Below are 22,226 nucleotides of genomic sequence, written 5' to 3'. Positions count from 1 at the left end.
CAGCCTCTCGGGTGTGGGAGCGAGCCTGCTCGCGAATGTGGTGGATCAGTCAGCCTATGTGCAACTGACGGAAAGCCTTCGCGAGCAGGCTCGCTCCCACAAGGGCAATGCATTTCAGTTGTAGGAATCTGGAGAAATTGCTGTTCGAGGGCGACCAGGCTGGCCGTGGCAACCCTGAAACGCCTAGACTTCGCCGATCTTCTGTTCAGGATTCGCCCGTGACTTCAATCTTCTGGTACGACTACGAAACCACTGGCATCAATCCGCGCAACGACCGACCGCTGCAGGTGGCCGGGATTCGCACCGACCATGCGCTCAACGAAATCGACGAGCCGGTCAATCTCTATTGCCAGCCCAGCGAGGACATCCTGCCGCACCCGGCGGCGTGCGCGATCACCGGCATCACCCCGGGCCAGCTCGCTGAAAAAGGCCTGAGCGAAGCCGACTTCATGACTCGCGTACATGCGCAACTGGCCGCACCGGGGACCTGTGGCGCCGGTTACAACACCTTGCGTTTCGACGACGAAATGACCCGCTACAGCCTGTATCGCAATTTCTTCGACCCCTATGCCCGTGAATGGCAGGGTGGCAACAGTCGCTGGGATCTGATTGATGTGGTGCGCGCCGCTTACGCATTGCGCCCCGATGGTCTGGTCTGGCCGACCGATGATGAAGGCCGCGTGACCCTCAAGCTCGAACGTCTCACGGCGGCCAACAATATCGATCACGGCCATGCCCACGAGGCGCTGTCGGATGTGCGCGCCACCATCGCGTTGGCGCGGCTGATTCGCGAGAAACAACCCAAGCTCTACGAGTGGCTGTTCCAGTTGCGCAGCAAACAGAAGGTGATGGATCAGATCCGCCTGTTGCAGCCACTGGTGCATGTGTCCGGGCGATTCTCGGCGGCGCGCAGTTATGTCGGCGTGGTGTTGCCGCTGGCCTGGCACCCGAAAAATCGCAACGCCTTGATCGTCTGTGATCTGCATCTTGATCCGCAGGGGTTGCTGGACCTTGATGCGCAAGCCCTGCGTCAGCGTCTTTATACCCGTCGCGATGAGTTGGCCGAAGGTGAGTTACCGGTACCGCTCAAGCTGATTCATATCAATCGTTGCCCGGTAGTGGCGCCGTTGGCGGTATTGCGCGAGCAAGACCAGCAGCGCCTTGGGCTGGACATGGCGCTTTATCATGAGCGGGCAGTGCGACTAACTGACGCACAACAAGTCTGGAAAGATAAAGTCGCGGCGATTTATGCCAGCGAAGATTTCACGCCCAACGAAGATCCCGAGCAGCAGTTGTACGATGGATTTATCGGTGATCGTGATCGTCGTTTATGCGAACAAGTTCGAACGGCGGATCCTGCGCAGTTGGCGCAAGAGCAGTGGCCTTTCGATGATGAACGTTTGCCTGAATTACTTTTTCGATATCGAGCACGCAACTTTCCGGACACCCTGGATGTGGCCGAGCAAGAGCGCTGGAAATTATTTTGTCAGCAACGCCTGACGCAACCCGAGGCAGGTGCGCCGAATACCGTGCAGTCATTTATCGAGGCGGCAGAGCAATGGTCGCTTAGTGCGTCACCGATGCAGCGAGAGGTGCTCAATGACTGGCAGAATTATGTCCAGGCATTACGCAAACGTTTGAATCTGTGAAATCGAACATGCCCGGACAATAAATTACGGGCATAAAAAAACGCCAGCGCTAGCTGGCGTTCTTTTGTTCGCGGATCGCTCTGCGAAGGCGTTGCGGCTTAGCCCAGCAGGGTAGCCCAGCCTTCAACCACGTCGCCGCCCCACTTGGCTTTCCACTCTTTCAGAGTCTTGTGGTTGCCACCTTTGGTTTCGATGACTTCACCATTGTGCGGGTTTTTGTATTGCTTAACTTTGCGTGCACGCTTGGTGCCGGTAGTTTTCACTGTGCCGCCGCGTGGAGCCTTGGATTTGGCTTCTGGATCCAGCAGCGCGATGATGTCACGCAGGGACTTGGAGTATTCACCCATCAGCGTGCGCAGTTTGCCTTCGAATTCCAGTTCGGCTTGCAGTTTGTCGTCTTCGGACAGGTTCTTCAGACGGGCTTGCAGCTCTTTGATGGCTTCTTCGGTGGCGCGATATTCGTTGATCAAGGACATGAGTACTACCTTTTGTAGAATGCTGAATGACAGGGGACAGTGCCGCAATAATAGTCAGGCTGTTTCATCAAGTAAACATTTAGATCGGCTTTTTATTTAAATGAGTTACAGGAATTAGCCGCGCTTTGAATGTTCCGTTAAATAATGTGATGCAGTCAGCACAGATATTTACAGTTGTCTGACAAAAGCCCCGCTAAAGCGTCACTGTCTTGACGTAAGACCTGCGCCAGAAAGCCGTTTGACCATGCTTTGTCCCACCCGGCGCGTATGCGTACTGCAGTTTTTCTGCGCAGTCGCTAGAATGGCGGCCTTTGTGAAGTTCTGGAGTTTCCCCCTCATGCGCACTTTTCGGCTGGTGATCTCTTGCCCGGACCGCGTTGGCATCGTTGCCAAAGTCAGTAATTTTCTGGCCTCTCATAATGGCTGGATCACCGAAGCGAGCCACCACTCTGACAATCAAGTGGGCTGGTTCTTCATGCGTCACGAAATCCGTGCCGATTCGCTGCCGTTCGGTATTGAAGAGTTGCGCGAGAAGTTCGCGCCGATCGCCGAAGAGTTCTCGATGGACTGGCGCATCACCGACACCGAACAGAAAAAACGCGTGGTGCTGATGGCCAGCCGCGAATCCCACTGTCTGGCCGACCTGCTGCACCGCTGGCACAGCGACGAACTGGATTGCGAAATCGCCTGCGTGATCTCCAACCATGACGACCTGCGCAGCATGGTCGAGTGGCACGGCATCCCTTACTACCACGTGCCGGTCAATCCGCAGGACAAGCAGCCGGCATTCGACGAAGTATCGCGGCTGGTCAAACAGCACGACGCCGAAGTGGTGGTGCTGGCGCGCTACATGCAGATCCTGCCGCCGGACATGTGCCGCGAGTACGCGCACAAAGTCATCAACATTCACCACAGCTTCCTGCCATCGTTCGTCGGCGCCAAGCCGTATCATCAGGCGTCGCTGCGTGGTGTGAAGCTGATCGGCGCGACCTGCCACTATGTCACTGAAGAGCTGGACGCCGGCCCGATCATCGAGCAGGACGTGGTGCGTGTCAGCCACAGCGACAGCATCGAAGACATGGTGCGTTTCGGCCGTGACGTCGAGAAGATGGTGCTGGCCCGTGGTCTGCGTTATCACCTGGAAGACCGCGTGCTGGTGCACGGCAACAAGACAGTCGTGTTCTGATCGAGCACGCCACGCTTGAAAAACCAAGGGCCTGGGCGTTGAATCGCTCAGGCCCTTGTCATTTGAGCCCGAGGAAAAGTCATGAGCGATCCGCTGGACAAAGCCACTTCCAAAGCGCCCGCCACTCTCGGCGAGGGTTGCCTGAGTCGTTACGACCCGGATGACATGAGCCCGGACGACGGCACCGAATTCCCCGGTGCCGCCGAGCTTTGGGAGCAGCTCCAGCAAGAGCAGGACGAACCTAAGAAGCCTGCCTGACGTTCATCAACTTCTTCAGCAACGGCTTGCCCAGCATCAACACGAACACCGGGCCGCCAACCAGCAGATAGAAGTAATACGTCACCACGCGCCAGATCAGGATCGCCGCCGCTGCGGTGGATTTGCCCACCATCGGCGCGAGCAGCGCAGCCGAGGTCAGCTCTGCCGCCCCAGCGCCGCCGGGTAACAGGCTGAATTGGCCGGCGCCCAGCGAAAGCATCTGCACCAGAAAACTCCACGCCCACTGCAAATCCGCGCCGAGCCCGCGCAGGGCCAGATACAGCACGCTGTAGCGCAGCAGCCAGTGCACGCAGGTCAGGGCGAACACCTGAACCAGCGTCTGCCAGGGCAACTTCAAGGTATCGGTAAACGCTGCGAGAAAGTGCAGCAACTTGCGCGCCCAGCGACGGCGAGTACTTGTCGTGATGTTCATCCCCGCCAACAGCCGCCCGCTCAGGCGAATCAACGCTCGGTGATAACGGGCGATCAATACGCAACTGAACAACCCCCCAAACAGCGAAACGGCGCTGACGGTCAGCAGCCACTCGAGGCGATCGCTCAGGTGCTGGAATAGCGCATAGATCAGAATCCCGCTGAGTGCGCAGAGAAAGAACAGCAGATCGCTGAGCTGATCCATGGCAAACACCGCGCTGCCCCGCGCCGGACGCACGCCGCACCGGGCGAGCAATGCCATGATCGTCAGCGGTCCGCCACTACCGCCGGGCGTGGCGCAGTACGCGAACTCGGCCGCCATCACCACGCCGAGGCTTTTCAAGGGCGCGACTTTTTCTCGCTGGTCGCCGAGCAACAAACGCAAGCGCAGCGTATTGATCCCCCAGCAGAGCAGAATCATGCCGAACATGATCAACAGCCAGTTCAGCGGAAAACTGCGCAGGCGCGACCAGGTCTCGCCGCCGCCGAGCAGTACCGGAATCAGCACCGCCGCGAGCAGGCCGATCAGCAACAACAGGCTGCGCTTCATGCTGCGCGTTCCAGCTGACCGCGCTGTCGGGCCAGCCAGTCGATCTTGGTCAGCGGCACGCGTCCCTCCGCCAGCAGGCGTTGCAGCGTGTGCCACCAGTAATCGCGAGAAAAGCGGTGACGCATGTCCACCGGATGCAGCCCCAGACGAATCACCGATGCCTCGCGCCAGCGCTGTTCACGCTGGTCGCTGACGATTTTCGACAAGCCGCGCCGCCAGGCACTGCGCGCACTCCACACCAGCCCCGGTGCATCTATGGCGCTGAAGTCGGGCAAGCGATAAAGATGCTGCGGATCGCTGGTGTAGCTGAGCGGCAATTCGCGCAAGGCCTGGCGGGTGCCGTCGCTCATCAGCCAGGCCGGGGCGACGAAACCCCGAACCGGCCAGTCGTAGCGCTGAAACATGTCCAGACCTGCGTGCAGGCGGGCAAGGGCAGCTTCGCGGGACAGGCGGTAAAACTCGCCTTCGTGGGTGTAGACCCGGCGCATGAACCAGTCGCGCGGGGTGTTTGGCATGGATTCCTGATCGTCGTGGTAGTAGCCGTGCAGCGCCAGTTCATCGCCTCGGGCGACCCTGGCATCGAGCACTCGGCGAAACGCCGGGTTGGCGTCAAGCGCATCGTGGCGATGGAAATCCGGCACCACCAGCCAAGTCATTGGTACATCGCCCAAGGCATCGACAGCCTCGACGAAGGGCTGGTAATCCGCCCACGTCGAGGGCGCCACATCATGCAACACCAGACATACGGCTTTCATGTGTTCAACCATTGGCCACCCGTGGCAGCGTATGGCCGAGCACGGCGTGGTAGTGGCTGAGCAGGCTGTCGACCACGGTGTCCCAGGCATAATGACGTTCGACGTGCTGGCGCGCCTGTTGACCGAGGCGGGCGCAGCCGCGACTGAACAGCTCGCGCACGGCATTGGCCATGGCCTGCGGATTGTTCGGCGCACAGAGCAGGCCGCAGGAATCGTTGACGATCTCTTCAAACGCCCCGGCCGCCACCGCCACCACGGGAATGCCGCAGGCCATGGCCTCAAGGATGACCAGGCCGAAGGTTTCCTGGTCGCCGGCATGCAGCAGCGCATCGGCGCTGGCCATCAGCCGCGCGACTTTCGGCGCCGGGCAGAATTCGTCGATGACGCTGACGTTGTCCGGCACCGCCGCAGGCATCGACGAGCCGACCAACAACAAGTGATAGCGCGGACCGAGGCGTTGCATGCACTTGAGCAGCACCGGCAGGTTTTTCTCCTTGGAACCGCGCCCGGCAAAGATCAGCAGGCGCGTGTCTTCGGCAATGCCCAGCTCAGCCCGCAGGCCAGGGTCGCGGGCGTCGGGATGGAAAGTGTGCAGATCCACGCCCAGCGGTTGCACATGGACATTGCGTACACCAAGCCCGATGAGCTTGTCGGCCATGACCTGGCTCGGCGCGAGCACACGATCGAAATTGCCGTACAGACGAGTCACGTAAGCCTCGACATTCGGCGTGACCCAATGGCCCATGCGATTGCCCGCCAGCAGCGGCAGATCCGAGTGATAAAAGCCGATCACCGGCACATCCAGCTGCCGCCGCGCATCCAGCGCTGCCCATGCGGTGAGGTAGGGATCGCCGACTTCGATCAGATCCGGCTGCAGATCCTGCAGGACGTTTCGCCATGGCGCCAGCCGCAGCGGGAAGCGATAGCCTTTGCCAAAGGGCAGGGCGGGCGCTGGAACCGTATAAATGCCGTCATGTTCACCCAGTCGCGCGCCGGGGATCAGCAGGCTGTGGCGAATGGCGTTGCGCTCGCCAAGGCGACGGTGTTTGGCATCCAGATAAGTTCGCACGCCTCCGCTGGCCGGGGCGTAGAACATGGTGATGTCGGCGATATGCACGGTGAGCAACCCTCCGCTGTGCTGTTCTCCCTTGATTGACCTTTATCCAGAATAGATGTTCGGTCGGGATTGCGCGGTGGGGTGTCAGTCGGGTTTTGTTGAAAGGTAGATATTCGCGAGCAGGCTCGCTCCCACAATGGAATGCATTTTCCCTGTGGGAGCGAGCCTGCTCGCGAAGCGGCCAGTCGTCGCAGCTTAAATCCTGAAGCTGCCAACCAACTGCTTGAGACGCGAAGCCTGCTGCTCCAGATCCGAACAAGCGCGCAACGTCGCTTGCAGGTTCTCCACGCCTTCCTGGTTCAGCGTGTTGATCTCGGTGATATCGACATTGATCGACTCGACCACAGCGGTTTGTTCTTCGGTCGCCGTCGCCACCGACTGGTTCATCCCGTCAATCTCGCCAATGCGCAGGGTCACGCTGTTCAGGCGTTCGCCAGCGAGGTTGGCGATCTCCACGCTGTCCTGGCTGTGGCGCTGGCTGTCGCTCATGGTGCTCACCGATTCCCGGGCGCCGACTTGCAGCTCCTCGATCATGGTCTGCACCTGTTGGGCCGATTCCTGAGTGCGGTGCGCGAGGTTGCGCACTTCGTCGGCCACCACGGCAAAACCACGACCGGCCTCACCGGCGCGTGCCGCTTCGATCGCCGCGTTCAGCGCCAACAGGTTGGTCTGCTGGGAAATGCTGGTGATCACTTCGAGAATCTGGCCGATGTTGACGGTCTTGCTGTTCAGCGACTCGATGTTGGTGCTCGACGCGCTGAGCATGCTCGACAGCTGGTTCATCGCTTTGATGCTGCGCTCCACCACTTGCTGGCCATCTTCGGCCAGACCCCTGGCATCGCTGGCCTGATTCGACGCTTGCGCGGCGTTGCGGGCGATTTCCTGGGCGGCGGCGCCGAGCTGATTGATCGCGGCAGCAACGCTGCTGGTGCGCGAAGCTTGCTGGTCGGAGTTGTACATCGACGAGTTCGACGCCGCGACCACGCGCAGGGCGACCTCGTTGACCTGGCCGGTGGCCGAGGACACTTCGCGGATCGAGCCGTGAATGCGCTCGACGAAGCGGTTGAATGCGGTGCCGAGGATGCCGAATTCATCGTTATTGATGATGTTCAGGCGTTTGGTCAGGTCGCCTTCGCCGTCGGCGATGTCTTCCATGGCGCGGGTCATCACGTGCAGCGGCTGGATCAGCAGGCGGATGAGCATGCCGAGCAGGGCAATGATGATTACCACGGCAATGATGGTTGCGATTACCGCTGAGGTGCGGAATTCGCTGAGCATCGCGTAGGCCTGGTCTTTATCGATCGACAGACCGATGTACCAGTTCACCGACGGCAGGCCTTTGATCGGAGCGAAGGTGACGATGCGGGTTTTGCCATCAACTGTCACTTCGCTGAAATCGCTGCTGATGCGCGGCGTGTCTTGTGGGTAGGCTTCTTTGAGCGACTTCATTACCAGGGCCTTGTCCGGGTGGACGAGGATCTTGCCGTCAGCGCTGATCAGAAACGCATAGCCCATGCCGTCGAAATCCCGCGCGGCGAGGGTGTCGATCAGCGATTGCAGGCTGAGGTCGCCGCCGACCACGCCGACGCTCTGCCCGGCCTTTTTCGACGCGGTGGCGATGGAGATGATCAACTGGCCGGTGGCCGCATCGATGTAGGGTTCGGTCAGGGTCGAGGTGCTGCTGCTTTCGGCACCTTTATACCAAGGACGTACGCGCGGATCGAAACCGTCCGGCATCTTCACGTCCGGGCGGATGGTGAAATGCCCGGTGGCATCGCCCAGGTAGGTGGCCATGAACGTCGTGGTCAGGCTTTTCTGTTCCAGCAGGCTGGCGACCGTGGCAGGTTCCGGGTTGATGGCGATGTTCTGCGCGGCGTTCTCGATCAGCAGAATGCGCCCGCTGAGCCAGGTCTGGATGTTGCCGGCGGTGACCTCGCCCATTTCATTGAGGTAGTTGTTCAGATCATCGCGGATCGCATTGCGCTGCAGCCAGTCGTTGTACAACGTGAACGAGGCAAAAGCGGCAATGACGATGAGAGCGGCGGCAAGCAAAATTTTATGGCTGAAGCGCAGGTTTTTGTTCATGGCTTGGGGTTCCGCTAAGGTCTTAATGTCCTGGGCGTGCTTTGATAGAGACGCGCACTATGGGCAAGGTTGAAAAATTGATATTTCCGGCTCTCCTTAGGGAAATGTCCGACCCGGTTTTCTGGCGGGTCTGTCCAATTTATGTATCGGCCATGTGTCATCAAAGATTAACCATTGGGTGAGAAAATGCCTGACTCCTCGCAACTCGTTATCGGCGCTGATCCGGCCGCGCAACCCATCGCTCAGGCCATGCGCCTGGCCAACCGCCACGGCCTGATCGCCGGCGCCACCGGCACCGGTAAAACCGTGACCTTGCAGCGCCTGGCCGAAGCCTTCAGCGACGCCGGTGTGGCAGTGTTCGCTGCCGACATCAAGGGCGACCTGTGCGGCCTCGGTGCTGCCGGCAACCCGCAGGGCAAAGTGGCCGAGCGCATCGCCGGCATGCCCTGGCTCGGTCACACGCCCCAGGCTTATCCCGTCACGCTGTGGGACATCCACGGTGAATCCGGACATCCGCTGCGCACCACGTTGAGCGAAATGGGCCCGTTGCTGATCGGCAGCTTGCTCGAGCTGACCGACAGTCAGCAGTCGGCGCTGTACGCGGCCTTCAAGGTGGCGGATCGCGAAGGGCTGTTGCTGCTGGATCTCAAGGATCTGAAAGCGCTGCTCAATCACCTCAAGGACAATCCACAGTTGCTCGGCGAAGACGCCGCGCTGATGACCACCGGTTCCAGCCAGGCGCTGCTGCGCCGGTTGGCGACGCTGGAACAGCAGGGCGCCGAAGCCCTGTTCGGCGAGCCGGCGCTGCAACTCGAAGACATTCTGCAACCGGGCGCCGATGGCCGTGGACGTATCCATCTGCTCGATGCCAGTCGGCTGGTGCACGAGGCGCCGAAGGTTTACGCAACGTTCCTGCTGTGGCTGCTGGCCGAGTTGTTCGAGCAACTGCCCGAGCGCGGCGACGCCGACAAACCGCTGCTGGCGCTGTTTTTCGACGAGGCGCACTTACTGTTCGGCGACACGCCCAAAGCTCTGCAGGAACGGCTTGAGCAAGTGGTGCGTTTGATTCGTTCCAAAGGCGTTGGCGTGTATTTCGTCACCCAGTCGCCAGCGGACTTGCCGGATGACGTGCTGGCGCAGTTGGGCTTGCGCATTCAACACGGTCTGCGTGCGTTCACCGCCAAAGAGCAGAAATCCCTGCGCGCCGTGGCGGATGGCTTTCGGCCGAATCCGGCGTTCGACAGTCTGTCGGTACTGACTGAACTGGGGATTGGCGAGGCGTTGGTGGGCACCTTGACCGAGAAGGGCACGCCGGAAATGGTCCAGCGTGGGTTGGTGGCGCCGCCGCAATCGCGGATCGGCCCGCTGACTGAAACCGAGCGCACCGTGCTGATCGCCGGCTCACCGTTCAAGGGCCGTTATGACAAGCCGATCGATCGCGAGTCGGCCTATGAAATCCTGATGGGACGCAAAGGGCTGGAGCCCGAGGCTGAAACACCAGCGGGCAAAGCGGCGGCCGAAGAGCCGAGCCTGGCTGACCGCGCGGGAGAATTCCTCGGCACGGCGGCAGGGCAGGCGCTGAAGTCGGCAATGCGCCAGGCGGCCAATAATCTCGGCAAGCAGTTGGTGCGCGGGTTGATGGGGTCGCTGCTCGGCGGCAGCAAGCGCCGCTAAAAGCAAAGATCGCAGCCTTCGGCAGCTCCTACAGTTGAAATGCATTCATTCTGTAGGAGCTGCCGAAGGCTGCGATCTTTTGATTTTGCTTCAGGCTTTCCCCTTGGCATGCGCCGCCAGCCGCTCTAGCGCCGCGCGCAATCCCGGATCGCTGATCCCGTCGGCCGTCGACTGAATCGTCTCTGCCGCACTGCTCGACAGATCCATCGAGTGCCCAACTGCCCGATGCTGCACGATCGGCGGGCGTACGCTGAATTTGATCCGCGTCAGGTTGGCGAACTCTTCGAACAGTTGCAGTTGCCGTTGCAGGCGTTTCTGCTGATAGCGCAGGCGCGTCGCCCAATGGCCGTCAGTGACCACCAGTGACAGCTCGCCTTCGCGCCACTTGGCCACGCGGCAATGCTCGCGGGCGGCCGGCTGCAACTGGCTTTCGAGCAGACGCTGCAAATGCTCCAGGCGCTGGGCATGGCCGAGGATGGCTTTGAGCGGTTTGGCTTCACGTAACAGAACGGCGGGTGCTCTGGCCGTGAGAGGGCGAAACGCCATGATCGAACACCTGAAAGTCACAGAGGCGCCATGGTAGCAGAAAGCTGCGGAACCTCTGGGCCATTGCTTTTGTCCCTGATTTGCTCATTAAATCAACGCCTGACTTCTTTCCCCCGACGGGTTGAAGTTGAGCAAAACGCCCCTATTTTAAGTGAGCCCCGTCAAAGCGCAGTGCCAGCATCGTGGAACATCGCCACTTTCCTCACCACCGTTTCCGGGTAGAATGCTCGTTCGCATGCGGCCATGAGGGCTGCACGGGCGACTCACGGGGCCGCCCTCCATCCCTTTAGTGTGGAAGATCCTGCCGATATGTTTGCGCCTTTGTTAAAGAAACTTTTTGGAAGCAAGAACGAGCGTGAAGTCAAACGCATGCTCAAGACGGTGCAGCTCGTCAATGCCTTCGAAGAGCAAATGGTGGCCCTTTCGGACGATCAATTGCGCGCCAAGACCGCCGAGTTCAAGGCCCGTATCGCCAAAGGGGAGACCCTCGACAAGCTGTTGCCTGAAGCCTTCGCCGTAGCCCGCGAGGCCGGCAAGCGTGTGATGGGCATGCGCCACTTCGACGTGCAACTCGTCGGCGGCATGACTCTGCACGAAGGCAAGATTGCCGAAATGCGCACCGGTGAGGGCAAGACCCTCGTGGCCACCCTGGGTGTTTACCTCAACGCACTGTCCGGCAAGGGCGTGCACGTTGTGACCGTGAACGACTACCTGGCCCGCCGTGACGCCAACTGGATGCGTCCGCTGTATGAATTCCTCGGCCTGACTGTCGGCGTCGTGACGCCGTTCCAGCCGCCGGAAGAAAAGCGTGCCGCCTACGCCGCCGACATCACCTACGGCACCAACAACGAATTCGGTTTCGACTACCTGCGCGACAACATGGCGTTCAGCATGGATGAAAAATTCCAGCGCGAACTCAACTTTGCCGTGATCGACGAAGTCGACTCCATCCTCATCGACGAAGCGCGTACTCCGCTGATCATTTCCGGTCAGGCCGAGGACAGCTCCAAGCTGTACATGGAGATCAACAAACTGATCCCGCAGCTGGAACTGCACGTCGAGGAAGTCGAAGGCCAGGTCACCAAGGCCGGCCACTACACCGTTGACGAAAAGACCCGTCAGGTCGAACTCAACGAAGCCGGTCACCAGTTCATCGAAGAAATGCTCACCCGCGTCGGCCTGCTGGCCGAAGGCGAGAGCCTGTACTCGGCGCACAACCTTGGCCTGCTGACCCACGTCTACGCCGGTCTGCGTGCGCACAAGCTGTTCAATCGCAACATTGAATACATCGTGCAGGACGGTCAGGTCGTACTGGTCGACGAACACACCGGTCGTACCATGCCGGGTCGTCGTCTGTCCGAAGGCCTGCACCAGGCTATCGAAGCCAAGGAAGGTCTGAACATCCAGGCCGAGAGCCAGACCCTGGCCTCGACCACCTTCCAGAACTACTTCCGTCTGTACACCAAGCTGTCCGGCATGACCGGTACCGCCGACACCGAAGCGTTCGAATTCCACCAGATCTATGGTCTGGAAGTCATGGTCATTCCGCCGAACAAACCGTTGGCGCGTAAAGACTACAACGACCTGGTGTTCCTCACCGCCGAAGAGAAATACGCTGCGATCGTCGCGGACATCAAGGAAAGCATGGCCGCCGGTCGTCCGGTGCTGGTGGGTACCGCGACCATCGAGACGTCCGAGCACATGTCCGAATTGCTCGTCAAAGAAGGCATCGAACACAAGGTTCTCAACGCCAAGTTCCACGAAAAAGAAGCTGAGATCATCGCTCAGGCCGGTCGTCCGGGTGCGCTGACCATCGCCACCAACATGGCCGGTCGTGGTACCGACATCCTGTTGGGCGGCAACTGGGAAGTGGAAGTCGCTTCGCTGGAGAACCCGACTCCTGAGCAGATCGCGCAGATCAAGGCCGACTGGCAGAAGCGTCACCAGCAAGTGCTGGAGTCCGGCGGCTTGCAGGTAATTGCTTCCGAGCGTCACGAATCGCGCCGTATCGACAACCAGCTGCGTGGCCGTGCCGGTCGTCAGGGCGATGCCGGTTCGAGCCGCTTCTACCTGTCGCTGGAAGACAGCCTGATGCGCATCTTCGCCTCCGACCGCGTGAAGAACTTCATGAAAGCCCTGGGCATGCAGCCGGGCGAAGCGATCGAGCACCGTATGGTGACCAACGCGATCGAGAAGGCGCAGCGCAAGGTTGAAGGCCGCAACTTCGACATCCGCAAGCAACTGCTCGAGTTCGACGACGTCAACAACGAACAGCGTAAAGTGATCTATCACATGCGTAACACGTTGCTGGCCGCTGACAACATCGGTGAGACCATCGCCGACTTCCGTCAGGACGTGCTCAACGCTACCGTCAGCGCGCACATTCCGCCGCAATCGCTGCCAGAGCAGTGGGACGTGGCCGGTCTGGAAGCGTCGATCGAAAGCGATTTCGGCGTGAAACTGCCGATCCAGCAATGGCTCGAAGAAGACGATCACCTGTACGAAGAAACCCTGCGCGAGAAGCTCATGACCGAGCTGATGGCGGCTTACAACGAGAAAGAAGATCAGGCCGGTGCCGAGGCGCTGCGCTCGTTCGAGAAGCAGATCGTCCTGCGCGTACTCGACGACCTGTGGAAAGATCACCTGTCGACCATGGATCACCTGCGTCACGGCATTCACTTGCGTGGCTATGCGCAGAAGAACCCGAAGCAGGAATACAAGCGCGAGTCGTTCACACTGTTCTCCGAGCTGCTGGATTCGATCAAGCGCGACTCGATCCGCGTGCTCTCGCATGTTCAGGTTCGTCGCGAAGATCCGGAAGCCGAAGAGCAACGCCTGCGTCAGGAAGCCGAAGCACTGGCGGCGCGCATGCAGTTCGAACACGCCGAAGCGCCTGGCCTGGATCAGCCGGAAGCGCTGGGTGAAGAGGTCGATGTGGCTCTCGCCACTGCCGCTGCCCCGGTGCGCAACGAGCAGAAGCTGGGCCGCAACGAACTGTGCTACTGCGGTTCGGGCAAGAAATACAAGCATTGCCACGGGCAGATCCAGTAAAACCCGTTTCAATCGCTGAACACCCCGCGCCGCGACCGGCTCCTGCCGTCGCGGCGTTTTGCCATTTATCCCACCGTCCTTTCCCGTGGCGGTGCTGACATCATTGAGTAAGGAGCGCATTCATGGCTGTTGGTCTTGGTCCTTTGCCAACGTTGCACCCGGTTGCCGGTTTTGAACTCGGTATCGCCTCGGCCGGCATCAAGCGCCCGGGGCGCAAGGATGTAGTGGTGATGCGCTGTGCTGAAGGTTCGACCGTGGCTGGCGTGTTCACCCTGAACGCGTTCTGCGCCGCGCCGGTGATCCTGGCGAAAAAGCGCGTGCACAATGCCGTGCGTTACTTGCTGACCAACACGGGCAATGCCAACGCCGGCACCGGCGAACCGGGCCTGGCCGCCGCCGAGCGCACCACCGCTAAACTGGCTGAGCTGACCGGCGTCGATGCCAGCCAGATTCTGCCGTACTCCACTGGCGTGATCGGCGAGCCGCTGCCGGTCGAGAAGATCGAAGGCGCACTGCAAGCCGCGCTGGATGATCTGTCGGAGAACAACTGGGAAGCCGCGGCCACCGGGATCATGACCACCGACACCCTGCCCAAGGGCGCCAGCCGCCAGTTCGAGCATGACGGCGTGACCATCACTGTCACCGGCATCAGCAAAGGCGCCGGCATGATTCGCCCGAACATGGCGACCATGCTGGGTTACATCGCCACCGACGCCAAAGTCTCCCGCGAGGTGCTGCACAACCTGATGCTCGACGGCGCCAACAAGTCGTTCAACCGCATCACCATCGACGGCGACACCTCGACCAACGACTGCTGCATGCTGATCGCTACAGGCAAGGCCGCGCTGCCCGAGATCACTCGCGCTGAAGGCGAGCTGTTCGCCAAGCTGAAACAAGCGGTGTTCGAAGTGTGCATGGACGTCGCCCAGGCCATCGTGCGTGACGGCGAAGGCGCGACCAAATTCGTTACCGTTGAAGTGAATGGCGGCGGCAATCATCAGGAATGCCTGGACGTCGGTTACACCGTGGCCCACTCGCCGCTGATCAAGACCGCGCTGTTCGCCTCTGACCCGAACTGGGGCCGTATCCTCGCTGCCGTGGGTCGTGCCGGCGTGCCGGATCTGGACGTGAGCAAGATCGACGTGTTCCTCGGCGACGTGTGCATCGCCAGCCGTGGCGCCCGCGCCGCGACCTACACTGAAGCCCAGGGCTCGGCAGTGATGCAGCAGGAAGAAATCACCATCCGCATCGAACTGGGCCGCGGTGATTGCAGCGAAACCATCTGGACCACCGACCTGTCGCATGAGTACGTGAAGATCAACGCTGAATACCGTACTTGACCTGGTCCGGGACCGAGCCGCTCCATTCGCGAGCAGGCTCGCTCCCACAGGGTATTCTCGCTGCAGCTCGGTTCTCTGTGGGAGCGAGCCTGCTCGCGAAAGCGGCGGTCCAGACACAACCCATTCAGAAGCATTCCTCTGACGAAAAGGCGCCACACCATGTCCCTGCACCTGATCATCGGCGACAAACTGCTTTCCTCCTGGTCCCTGCGTGCGGCACTGGCGCTGGACCTGACCGGCGCACCCTACAGCGAAGAGCTGATCAAGCTCGGCAAACCCGACACCCGCGAGCGCCTGCTCAAGCACTCGCCGACCGGCAAGGTGCCGCTGCTGCAAACCACCCGTGGCACCATCGCCGATTCGCTGGCCATTGCTGAGTACCTCGCCGAACAGTTTCCGTCCGAGCAACTCTGGCCGAGCGATACCTTCGCCCGCGCCCAGGCCCGCTCGGCCTGCGCACAAATGCACAGCGGCTTCTTCGCCATGCGTAACCACATGCCGTTCAACCTGAGCCAGGACGCACCGCTCAACCCGGTGCCGCCAGAAGTGAAGGTCGATATCGAACGCATGCTCGCGCTGTGGGCCGAATGCCGCGCGGCAGCGACGGAAGAGGGGCCGTACCTGTTCGGTCGTGTCAGCCTTGCCGATGCCTTTTTCGCGCCGATCGCCGTGCGCTTGCGCACCTATCAGGTGAAGCTGCCGGCGGTCGACGAAGCCTATGTTGAAACCATCTACCAATGGCCCGCCTTCAAAGCGTGGCAAAAGGCTGGACTGGAGGAATTGAACCCGTGAAACGCGTCCACGTCGCCGCTGCCGTCATTCGTGACGGCGCCGGCAAAATCCTTATCGCCCGCCGTGCCGACACCCAGCATCAAGGCGGCTTGTGGGAGTTTCCCGGTGGCAAGGTCGAGGCTGACGAGTCTGTCGAATCGGCACTGGCTCGCGAGCTGCACGAAGAGCTGGGCATCGTCGTTGATGCTGCGCGGCCGCTGATCAAGGTTCGCCACGATTACCCGGACAAACAGGTCTTGCTGGATGTCTGGGAAGTCTCGGCGTTCAGTGGCGAACCCCACGGCGCTGAAGGCCAGCCACTGGCCTGGGTCACTGCCAGGGAATTGATCAACTACGAGTTCCCGGCGGCCAATCAGCCGATCGTCGCGGCGGCGCGCTTGCCTGCCGAATACTTGATCACTCCCGAAGATCTGGAAGGCCCGGCCTTGTTGCGCGGCATCCAGAAAGCGATTGCCGGCGGAATCAAATTGATCCAGCTGCGCGCACCCAACGGCTACGACCCGAAATACCGTGATCTGGCGGTCGACGCGGTGGGCCTGTGCGCCGGCAAGGCGCAGTTGATGATCAAAGGGCCGTTCGAATGGCTGGGCGATTTCCCGTCTGCCGGATGGCACATCACCGCTGCCCAACTGCGTAAATACGCAGCGGCAGGACGTCCGTTGCCGGCCGAGCGCTGGCTCGCGGCGTCCTGCCATGACGCCGAAGAACTGGCGCTGGCCGAGCAGATGGGCGTTGATTTCGTCACTCTGTCGCCGGTGCAGCCGACGCTGACGCACCCGGATGCGCAGCCGTTGGGGTGGGAGCGAGCACAGGCGTTGATTGACGGTTTCAGTAAACCGGTGTTTCTGCTCGGTGGAGTAGGGCCGGCGGAACGCGAGAAGGCTTGGGGTACTGGGGCTCAGGGTGTCGCGGGGATTCGGGCGTTCTGGCCTGATCCAGTGTAAGGGCTACCGACCTCTTCGCGAGCAGGCTCGCTCACACAGTGGATTGCATTTCTCCAGTCAGAATGCAGTCAAATGTGGGAGCGAGCCTGCTCGCGAAGGCGCCCTGACAGGCGCTACTTTCCTTCAGGTTTCGCCGCCGGCTGCCACAAAATCTCCGCCACCCCCTGCCGCCGCGCAATCAACCGCGCCACAACAAACAGCAAATCCGACAACCGATTGATATACGCCAGGCCAACCCCGGCCAACGGCTCCAGCGCATTCAAATGCTGACAGCGCCGCTCGGCACTGCGCGCCAGACTGCGGCAGACATGTGCCTGCGCAATCAACATCGAACCACCCGGCAAGATGAAGTTTTCCAGCGGCCCCAGCTCTTCATTCCACACATCAATCGCCGCTTCCAAACGCTCGATTTCAGCCTCGTTCAGTGCCTGATATTCAGGCATCGCCAATTCGCCACCGAGGTCGAACAGGCGATGCTGACAAGGCGCCAACACCTCAATGATCTCGTTGAGCCCCGGATGCACTTCACGCTCGGCGAGCAGACCCGCCAGCAACACGCCGACCTGACTGTTCAGCGTATCGACCTCGCCGATCGCCTCGATGCGCGGGTGATCCTTGGGGACGCGACGGCCGTCACCGAGGCCGGTTTCGCCTTTGTCGCCGGTGCGGGTGTAGATCTTCGACAAGCGAAAGCCCATGGGTTACCTCGGTAGTGAATTGGTTTCGGTGGTCAACGGCGCAGGCTGCACCAGCGGCAGACGCAGAGTGAAGCAAGTGCCCTGGCCGGGCGCCGACTGCACTTCCATCTGGCCTTTGTGATTGTTGGTGATGATGAAGTACGACACCGACAGGCCAAGGCCGGTGCCCTGGCCGATTTCCTTGGTGGTAAAGAACGGCTCGAAAGTGCGCTTGCGCACGTTCTCGCTCATGCCGATGCCGTTGTCCTCGACCTGAATCTCGGCCCACGGCGGATTGAGCCTGGTGCGCAAAATGATCCGGCCCGGCTCGCTGTCGTCTTCGCGCTGATGAATCGCCTGCGCGGCATTTTTCAGCAGATTGAGCAGCACCTGTTCCAGTTCGTTGGCGGTGCCCGGCACCGGACCCAGTGCCGGGTCGAACTGGCGGATGATCGCCTGGCCCTTGAAGTCGAAGCCGATGGCCAGATCGAAATCGTTGCCGGCGATCTCAACGGCCTGATCGATCAGCGCCGGTAGATCGCACGGCGCCATTTGCCGGGTGCTGCGGCGGCTGAAGCTGAGCATGTGCGTGACGATTTTCGCTGCGCGGGCGCCGGCCTGTTGAATGCCGTCGAGCAGTTGCGGGACTTCGCGGCCTTGCAGGTAGCGGTTCACAGTGTCCAGTTCGATGCCCAGTTGTTCGGCAGTCTCGATGTTCTTCGGCAGATCCGCCGACAGACGCCGGCGAATGTTCTGCACGTTGTGCAGGATCGCGCCGAGCGGGTTGTTGATTTCGTGGGCCATGCCGGCCGCGAGGCCACCGACCGAGAGCATCTTCTCCGACTGCACCATCATTTCTTCCAGCGACAGACGCTGAGTGATGTCGTCGATACGGATCACCACGCCACGCCCGGCACCGCCCATCAGTGGGTAAAACGTCAGCGCGTAATGCTTGGGTTCATCGTCCTTGAACCAGGTTACCCGGTCGACTTTGGCCACGGTGTGCTGTTCGACGGTGGCCTTGAGCTGCGGCAAAAACGGCTTGAGCGGTTCGAAGGCGAGAAAGATCGGCTGGTTCAGCGCCTCGTCCAGGCGCGTGCCGGAGAGCGCGCTGGCTTCCTGGTTCCACTGGGTGACGTAGAGCTGCTCGTCGAGGGCGATCAGCGCCGAGGGCATCGAGTCGATGATGCTGTTGAGGTAATTCTGGAAGCCGGTGAGTTTCTTTTCGATCTTGCTGCGCACCTGGACTTCCAGCTCCAGCTTGCGGTTGGTGTGGCGGGTTTCCTCGGCCAGGCCTTGCGCCTGATCGTATGCGGCCTGCGAGTCGTCGCGGGCACGCTTGAGCTGCTGCTCGCGGGCTTCGATGCGCGAGAGCATGGTGTTGAACGCCTCGGCCAGACTGCCGATTTCGTCGTGGTTGCCGCGCGCGGCGCGCAAGGCGTAGTTCTCTTCGCGAGTGACCTGCCGGGACAATTCCTCCAGCTGATGAATCGGCCGGGTGATCAGGCGCTTGATCTGCCGGGCAATCACCAGCCACAGCAGTACGCTGAAGATCAGGATGCCGAGGCTGGCGGTCAGAGTGCCGGTGTAGAACGCCATCGGCAGTTCGCTGCTGGCCACCAGCAACAGATGCCCCGGTGCGGCGCCGGGGCGGGGCAGGGTGATCAGTTGATTGCTGCGAAACTCGGTGAGTTGCCAGGCTTCGACATGGCGGTAGCGCTCAGGGAGACTGAGTTTTTCGCCGCGCTGCACTTGCGCCAGGCGTTCGCCCTTGCCGTCGTACAGGGCGGCGGCGCGCAGCGGTGAATAACTGTCGAGCTCCTTGAGCAGGCGCTCGGCGCTGCGCGGCGACTCCAGCGCATCGCTGACCAGACTCGGATTGGCGATCAGCCGGCCGATGGTCTGCAAGGCCTGTGGCGCCATGCTTTCCTGGGAAATGTAGTAGGCGGCGCTGATAAAGGTCAGGTTGGCGACCAGCAGAACCGTGGTCAACAACACCAGCAGGGCCGCCAGCAGTTTCTGGCCGACCGGCAGGTTTTCAAGGCGCTGGCGCAATGGCATCAGGTTTATCGCAGCAGGGGAACAAGTCGTCAGCCTAGCGGCTGCTCAGTCGCTGGGCAATCCACGCTTGTGCAGATGAGCGATCAGGCGTTGCTGCAACTGCTGCAGATGCGGCAGATGCAACTGATGGCGCTCGGCAACTTTGCAGGCGTGGCCCAACAGATAGCTGATCTCGGTGCGGCGCTGATTGGCGACGTCCTGATACATCGAAGAGTAATTGGCGGCGGTGGCGTGAATCACCCGTTCGACTTCCGCTTGCAGGTTTTCCGCCGCAGCCGGCTGGCCGCAGCGCTCCAGCAGTTCAGCCAGTTCGGCGCAGAGCGTGGCAACTTCGCAGTGATGCTCGCTCAGCCCGCCGTTGCGGCAATCGTGCAGCACGGTCAGCGGGTTGATCGCGCAGTTCAGCGCCAGTTTGCGCCACAGTCGAGTGAGGATGTCAGCGCTCCATTCATGGGGAATGTTCGCCGCTTGCAGGTCGTCCAGCCAGACCGGCGCCAGCGGATTTGCACCATCGCCCAGCCAGTTGAACCCGTGACCGGCGAACACCACGCGCCAATCGCCATCACGGAACGCGCCCTCGGTGCTGGAGGCGCTGATGCAGCGCGCCTGTGGCACCCGCGCGGCGACGGCGTCCTGACTGCCAAGGCCGTTTTGCAGGAGAATCAGTTCGACATCCGGAGCGAGGCGTGAAGCGAGGCGGGCGACGGCCTCTTCGGCGTCATAGGCCTTGCACGCGACCAGTAAACGGCGAATTGGCTCGGGGCTGTCCGGGGTTTCGCCGGGAACTGCATAGGTATGAGCTTGTCCGTTTTCTACCAGGGTCAAGCCGCCCACTGCCTCGTAGCTGTGCAAGCGCGCCGCATCGCGCAGGATCAGTTGCACAGGCAAGCCGGCGCGAGCCAGACGTGTCGCCCAGAGTGTGCCGAGGCTGCCGGCGCCAAGTACGTGCCAGGTGGTCGACATCAGTTTTTTGCTCGATTGCTTGCAGGCATGTGCGGCTCGCCGTATCGGTAGGAAAAGACCCGTTATAATGAGCCCGATTTTAACCGCAAGCCAAGCGCGCTCCATCCACATCGAGCGCGCCTTTTTATTGGAGAGATTACATGCCGTCGTTCGACGTGGTATCCGAACTGGACAAACACGAACTCACCAACGCGGTCGAGAACGCCGTGAAGGAACTCGATCGTCGTTATGACCTGAAAGGCAAGGGCAGCTTCGAGTTCAAGGAAAAAGACCTGACCGTCAGCCTCACCGCCGAAGCTGCTTTCCAGCTCGAAGCGATGATCGAAATCCTCAAGCTGGCGCTGACCAAGCGCAAGATCGACGTGCAGTGCCTCGAGGTCAAGGATGCTTACGCGTCCGGCAAGCTGATGAAGCAGGACGCCATCCTCAAGGAAGGCATCGACAAGGAGCTGGCAAAGAAAATCGTCGGCCACATCAAGGAAGCCAAGCTCAAGGTTCAGGCCGCCATTCAGGGCGAGCAGGTGCGTGTCACCGGCAAGAAGCGCGACGATTTGCAGGAAGCCATCGCGGCCCTGCGTGCCAGGGAATTCGGCATGCCGCTGCAGTTCAACAACTTCCGCGACTAAGCTTGGTCTGAAGGCTATGTGGGAGCGAGCCTGCTCGCGAATGCGGTGTTTCATTCAGCGAAAAGTTGACTGACACGCCGCATTCGCGAGCAGGCTCGCTCCCACAGTTGTTTTGAATACACCCCGGGAAGCCGGAAATCAGGAGATAGAACATGGATTTGAATGCGGAAGTGGACCACCTGGTCAAGGCGTCCCAGGCGTGGATCCCGATGATCATGGAATACGGCAGCCGCGTACTGCTGGCAGTGATTACCCTGGCGATCGGCTGGTGGCTGATCAACAAGGTCACGCAAAAACTCGGCGGTCTGCTGGCCCTGCGCAATGCCGACCTCGCGCTGCAAGGCTTTATCAGCAGCCTGGCCAACATCATTCTCAAGGTGCTGCTGATTGTCAGCGTCGCGTCGATGATCGGCGTCGAAACCACCTCGTTCGTCGCGGCTATCGGTGCTGCGGGTCTGGCGATTGGCTTGGCCTTGCAGGGCAGCCTGGCGAACTTCGCTGGCGGCGTGCTGATTCTGCTGTTCCGCCCGTTCCGTATCGGTGACTGGATCGAAGCCCAAGGTGTAGCGGGTACCGTCGACAGCATCCAGATTTTCCACACCGTGCTGCGTACCGGCGACAACAAGACCATCATCCTGCCCAACGGCAACCTGTCGAACGGCATCATCACCAACACCAACCGCCAGCCAACCCGCAAAGTCGTGTTCGATGTGGGCGTGGATTACGAAGCGGATCTGCAGAAGGCCCGTCAGGTATTGCTGGATCTGGCCAAGGATCCCCGCGTCATGCAGGACCCCGAGCCACAGGCAGTGATTTCGACATTGGGCGACAGTTCGATCACGGTTTCCCTGCGTGTCTGGGTTAAAACTGCGGATTATTGGGATGTGATGTTCATGTTCAATGAACAGGCGCGGGATCGTTTGAAGGCTGCCGGGATTGATATTCCGTTTCCACAGCGGGTTATACGCGTAGTGCAGGAATCTGCCACGCAGTAAGCGTCTTTGAAGTTGGCTTGGCAGTCAGCAACTAATATAAAACCCGAGC

Annotated in this window: 19 protein-coding genes and 1 pseudogene; 10 read left to right on the top strand and 10 right to left on the bottom strand. The window is 60.7% G+C overall.

From position 1 onward, the window contains the following. Positions 1-218: 218 nt before the first annotated feature. Positions 219-1,649 (top strand): exodeoxyribonuclease I, encoded by a 1,431-nt coding sequence (gene sbcB, locus AB4N41_RS02630; RefSeq protein WP_252876795.1) that lies wholly within the window; start codon positions 219-221, stop codon positions 1,647-1,649. Between the two features lie 98 nt (positions 1,650-1,747). On the opposite strand, the gene mvaT is transcribed toward sbcB, so the two are convergent. Beyond that, positions 1,748-2,125 carry a histone-like nucleoid-structuring protein MvaT gene (mvaT, locus tag AB4N41_RS02625; protein ID WP_150637448.1) on the bottom strand — a complete coding sequence of 126 codons (378 nt, stop codon included), beginning with the start codon at positions 2,123-2,125 and terminating at the stop codon, positions 1,748-1,750. Positions 2,126-2,462: 337 nt separating this feature from the next. Between mvaT and purU the strand changes: the two genes are divergently transcribed. Both purU and AB4N41_RS02615 read left to right on the top strand, forming a co-directional pair. Continuing rightward, a complete protein-coding gene (gene purU / locus AB4N41_RS02620) occupies positions 2,463-3,311 on the top strand; it encodes a formyltetrahydrofolate deformylase (RefSeq protein WP_041479808.1) in 849 nt (282 codons plus the stop codon). Positions 3,312-3,392: 81 nt separating this feature from the next. Next, a complete protein-coding gene (locus AB4N41_RS02615; protein WP_016773478.1) occupies positions 3,393-3,569 on the top strand; it encodes a hypothetical protein in 177 nt (58 codons plus the stop codon). On the opposite strand, the gene AB4N41_RS02610 is transcribed toward AB4N41_RS02615, so the two are convergent. From AB4N41_RS02610 to AB4N41_RS02590, 5 genes and pseudogenes are all read right to left on the bottom strand, one after another. Then, a complete protein-coding gene (locus AB4N41_RS02610; protein WP_076563957.1) occupies positions 3,553-4,551 on the bottom strand; it encodes a lysylphosphatidylglycerol synthase transmembrane domain-containing protein in 999 nt (332 codons plus the stop codon). The two genes, AB4N41_RS02615 and AB4N41_RS02610, sit on opposite strands and share 17 nt — an antisense overlap. Further along, positions 4,548-5,318, bottom strand: coding sequence for a DUF2334 domain-containing protein (locus tag AB4N41_RS02605; RefSeq protein WP_460138327.1), 771 nt, complete (start codon positions 5,316-5,318; stop codon positions 4,548-4,550). Before AB4N41_RS02605 ends, AB4N41_RS02610 begins: the two co-directional genes overlap by 4 nt. Next, on the bottom strand, positions 5,311-6,402 hold the full coding sequence (locus tag AB4N41_RS02600) for a glycosyltransferase family 4 protein (protein WP_172834033.1): 1,092 nt from the start codon (positions 6,400-6,402) through the stop codon (positions 5,311-5,313). The genes AB4N41_RS02605 and AB4N41_RS02600 overlap by 8 nt, the downstream gene beginning before the upstream one ends. 216 nt (positions 6,403-6,618) lie before the next feature. After that, complete coding sequence (locus tag AB4N41_RS02595; protein ID WP_425375757.1) at positions 6,619-7,383, bottom strand: methyl-accepting chemotaxis protein; 765 nt, start codon at positions 7,381-7,383, stop codon at positions 6,619-6,621. Positions 7,384-7,524: 141 nt separating this feature from the next. Beyond that, positions 7,525-8,364 (bottom strand): annotated as a pseudogene (locus AB4N41_RS02590) (HAMP domain-containing protein); the annotation flags it as partial. A gap of 330 nt (positions 8,365-8,694) precedes the next feature. Here AB4N41_RS02590 and AB4N41_RS02585 point away from each other — a divergent pair. After that, positions 8,695-10,182, top strand: a complete 1,488-nt coding sequence (locus tag AB4N41_RS02585; RefSeq protein WP_252876792.1) for a helicase HerA-like domain-containing protein — start codon at positions 8,695-8,697, stop codon at positions 10,180-10,182. A 90-nt stretch (positions 10,183-10,272) separates the two neighbouring features. Here AB4N41_RS02585 and AB4N41_RS02580 read toward each other — a convergent pair whose 3' ends face one another. Further along, a complete protein-coding gene (locus tag AB4N41_RS02580) occupies positions 10,273-10,728 on the bottom strand; it encodes a DUF721 domain-containing protein (protein ID WP_095181464.1) in 456 nt (151 codons plus the stop codon). A gap of 309 nt (positions 10,729-11,037) precedes the next feature. Between AB4N41_RS02580 and secA the strand changes: the two genes are divergently transcribed. The 4 genes from secA to AB4N41_RS02560 all read left to right on the top strand — a co-directional run bounded on the left by secA (position 11,038) and on the right by AB4N41_RS02560 (position 16,855). Next, positions 11,038-13,779 carry a preprotein translocase subunit SecA gene (gene secA, locus AB4N41_RS02575; RefSeq protein ID WP_460138326.1) on the top strand — a complete coding sequence of 914 codons (2,742 nt, stop codon included), beginning with the start codon at positions 11,038-11,040 and terminating at the stop codon, positions 13,777-13,779. A gap of 122 nt (positions 13,780-13,901) precedes the next feature. Next, positions 13,902-15,119 (top strand): bifunctional glutamate N-acetyltransferase/amino-acid acetyltransferase ArgJ, encoded by a 1,218-nt coding sequence (argJ, locus tag AB4N41_RS02570; protein WP_041479803.1) that lies wholly within the window; start codon positions 13,902-13,904, stop codon positions 15,117-15,119. Positions 15,120-15,278: 159 nt separating this feature from the next. Continuing rightward, positions 15,279-15,911, top strand: coding sequence for a glutathione S-transferase family protein (locus tag AB4N41_RS02565; RefSeq protein WP_024014096.1), 633 nt, complete (start codon positions 15,279-15,281; stop codon positions 15,909-15,911). Then, positions 15,908-16,855, top strand: a complete 948-nt coding sequence (locus AB4N41_RS02560) for a Nudix family hydrolase (protein WP_252876791.1) — start codon at positions 15,908-15,910, stop codon at positions 16,853-16,855. Before AB4N41_RS02565 ends, AB4N41_RS02560 begins: the two co-directional genes overlap by 4 nt. A 113-nt stretch (positions 16,856-16,968) precedes the next feature. On the opposite strand, the gene AB4N41_RS02555 is transcribed toward AB4N41_RS02560, so the two are convergent. From AB4N41_RS02555 to AB4N41_RS02545, 3 genes are read right to left on the bottom strand one after another with little or no spacing between them, the layout of a single operon-like run. Next, positions 16,969-17,553, bottom strand: coding sequence for a cob(I)yrinic acid a,c-diamide adenosyltransferase (locus AB4N41_RS02555; RefSeq protein ID WP_122746771.1), 585 nt, complete (start codon positions 17,551-17,553; stop codon positions 16,969-16,971). A gap of 3 nt (positions 17,554-17,556) precedes the next feature. Continuing rightward, positions 17,557-19,593 carry a sensor histidine kinase gene (locus AB4N41_RS02550; protein ID WP_076563949.1) on the bottom strand — a complete coding sequence of 679 codons (2,037 nt, stop codon included), beginning with the start codon at positions 19,591-19,593 and terminating at the stop codon, positions 17,557-17,559. 45 nt (positions 19,594-19,638) lie between these two features. Then, entirely contained in the window at positions 19,639-20,556 is a 918-nt protein-coding gene (locus AB4N41_RS02545) for a putative 2-dehydropantoate 2-reductase (RefSeq protein ID WP_252876790.1), read from the bottom strand. A 140-nt stretch (positions 20,557-20,696) separates the two neighbouring features. Between AB4N41_RS02545 and AB4N41_RS02540 the strand changes: the two genes are divergently transcribed. After that, the gene (locus tag AB4N41_RS02540) at positions 20,697-21,182 is read left to right on the top strand and encodes a YajQ family cyclic di-GMP-binding protein (protein WP_056787899.1); all 486 of its coding nucleotides are present in this window, start codon (positions 20,697-20,699) and stop codon (positions 21,180-21,182) included. A gap of 152 nt (positions 21,183-21,334) precedes the next feature. Then, positions 21,335-22,177, top strand: coding sequence for a mechanosensitive ion channel family protein (locus AB4N41_RS02535; protein WP_016773492.1), 843 nt, complete (start codon positions 21,335-21,337; stop codon positions 22,175-22,177). The last annotated feature ends 49 nt before the right edge of the window (positions 22,178-22,226 follow it).

It is taken from the genome of Pseudomonas sp. S2_A10 (genome assembly GCF_054668465.1).
This window is presented reverse-complemented; position numbering and strand designations above follow the sequence as displayed.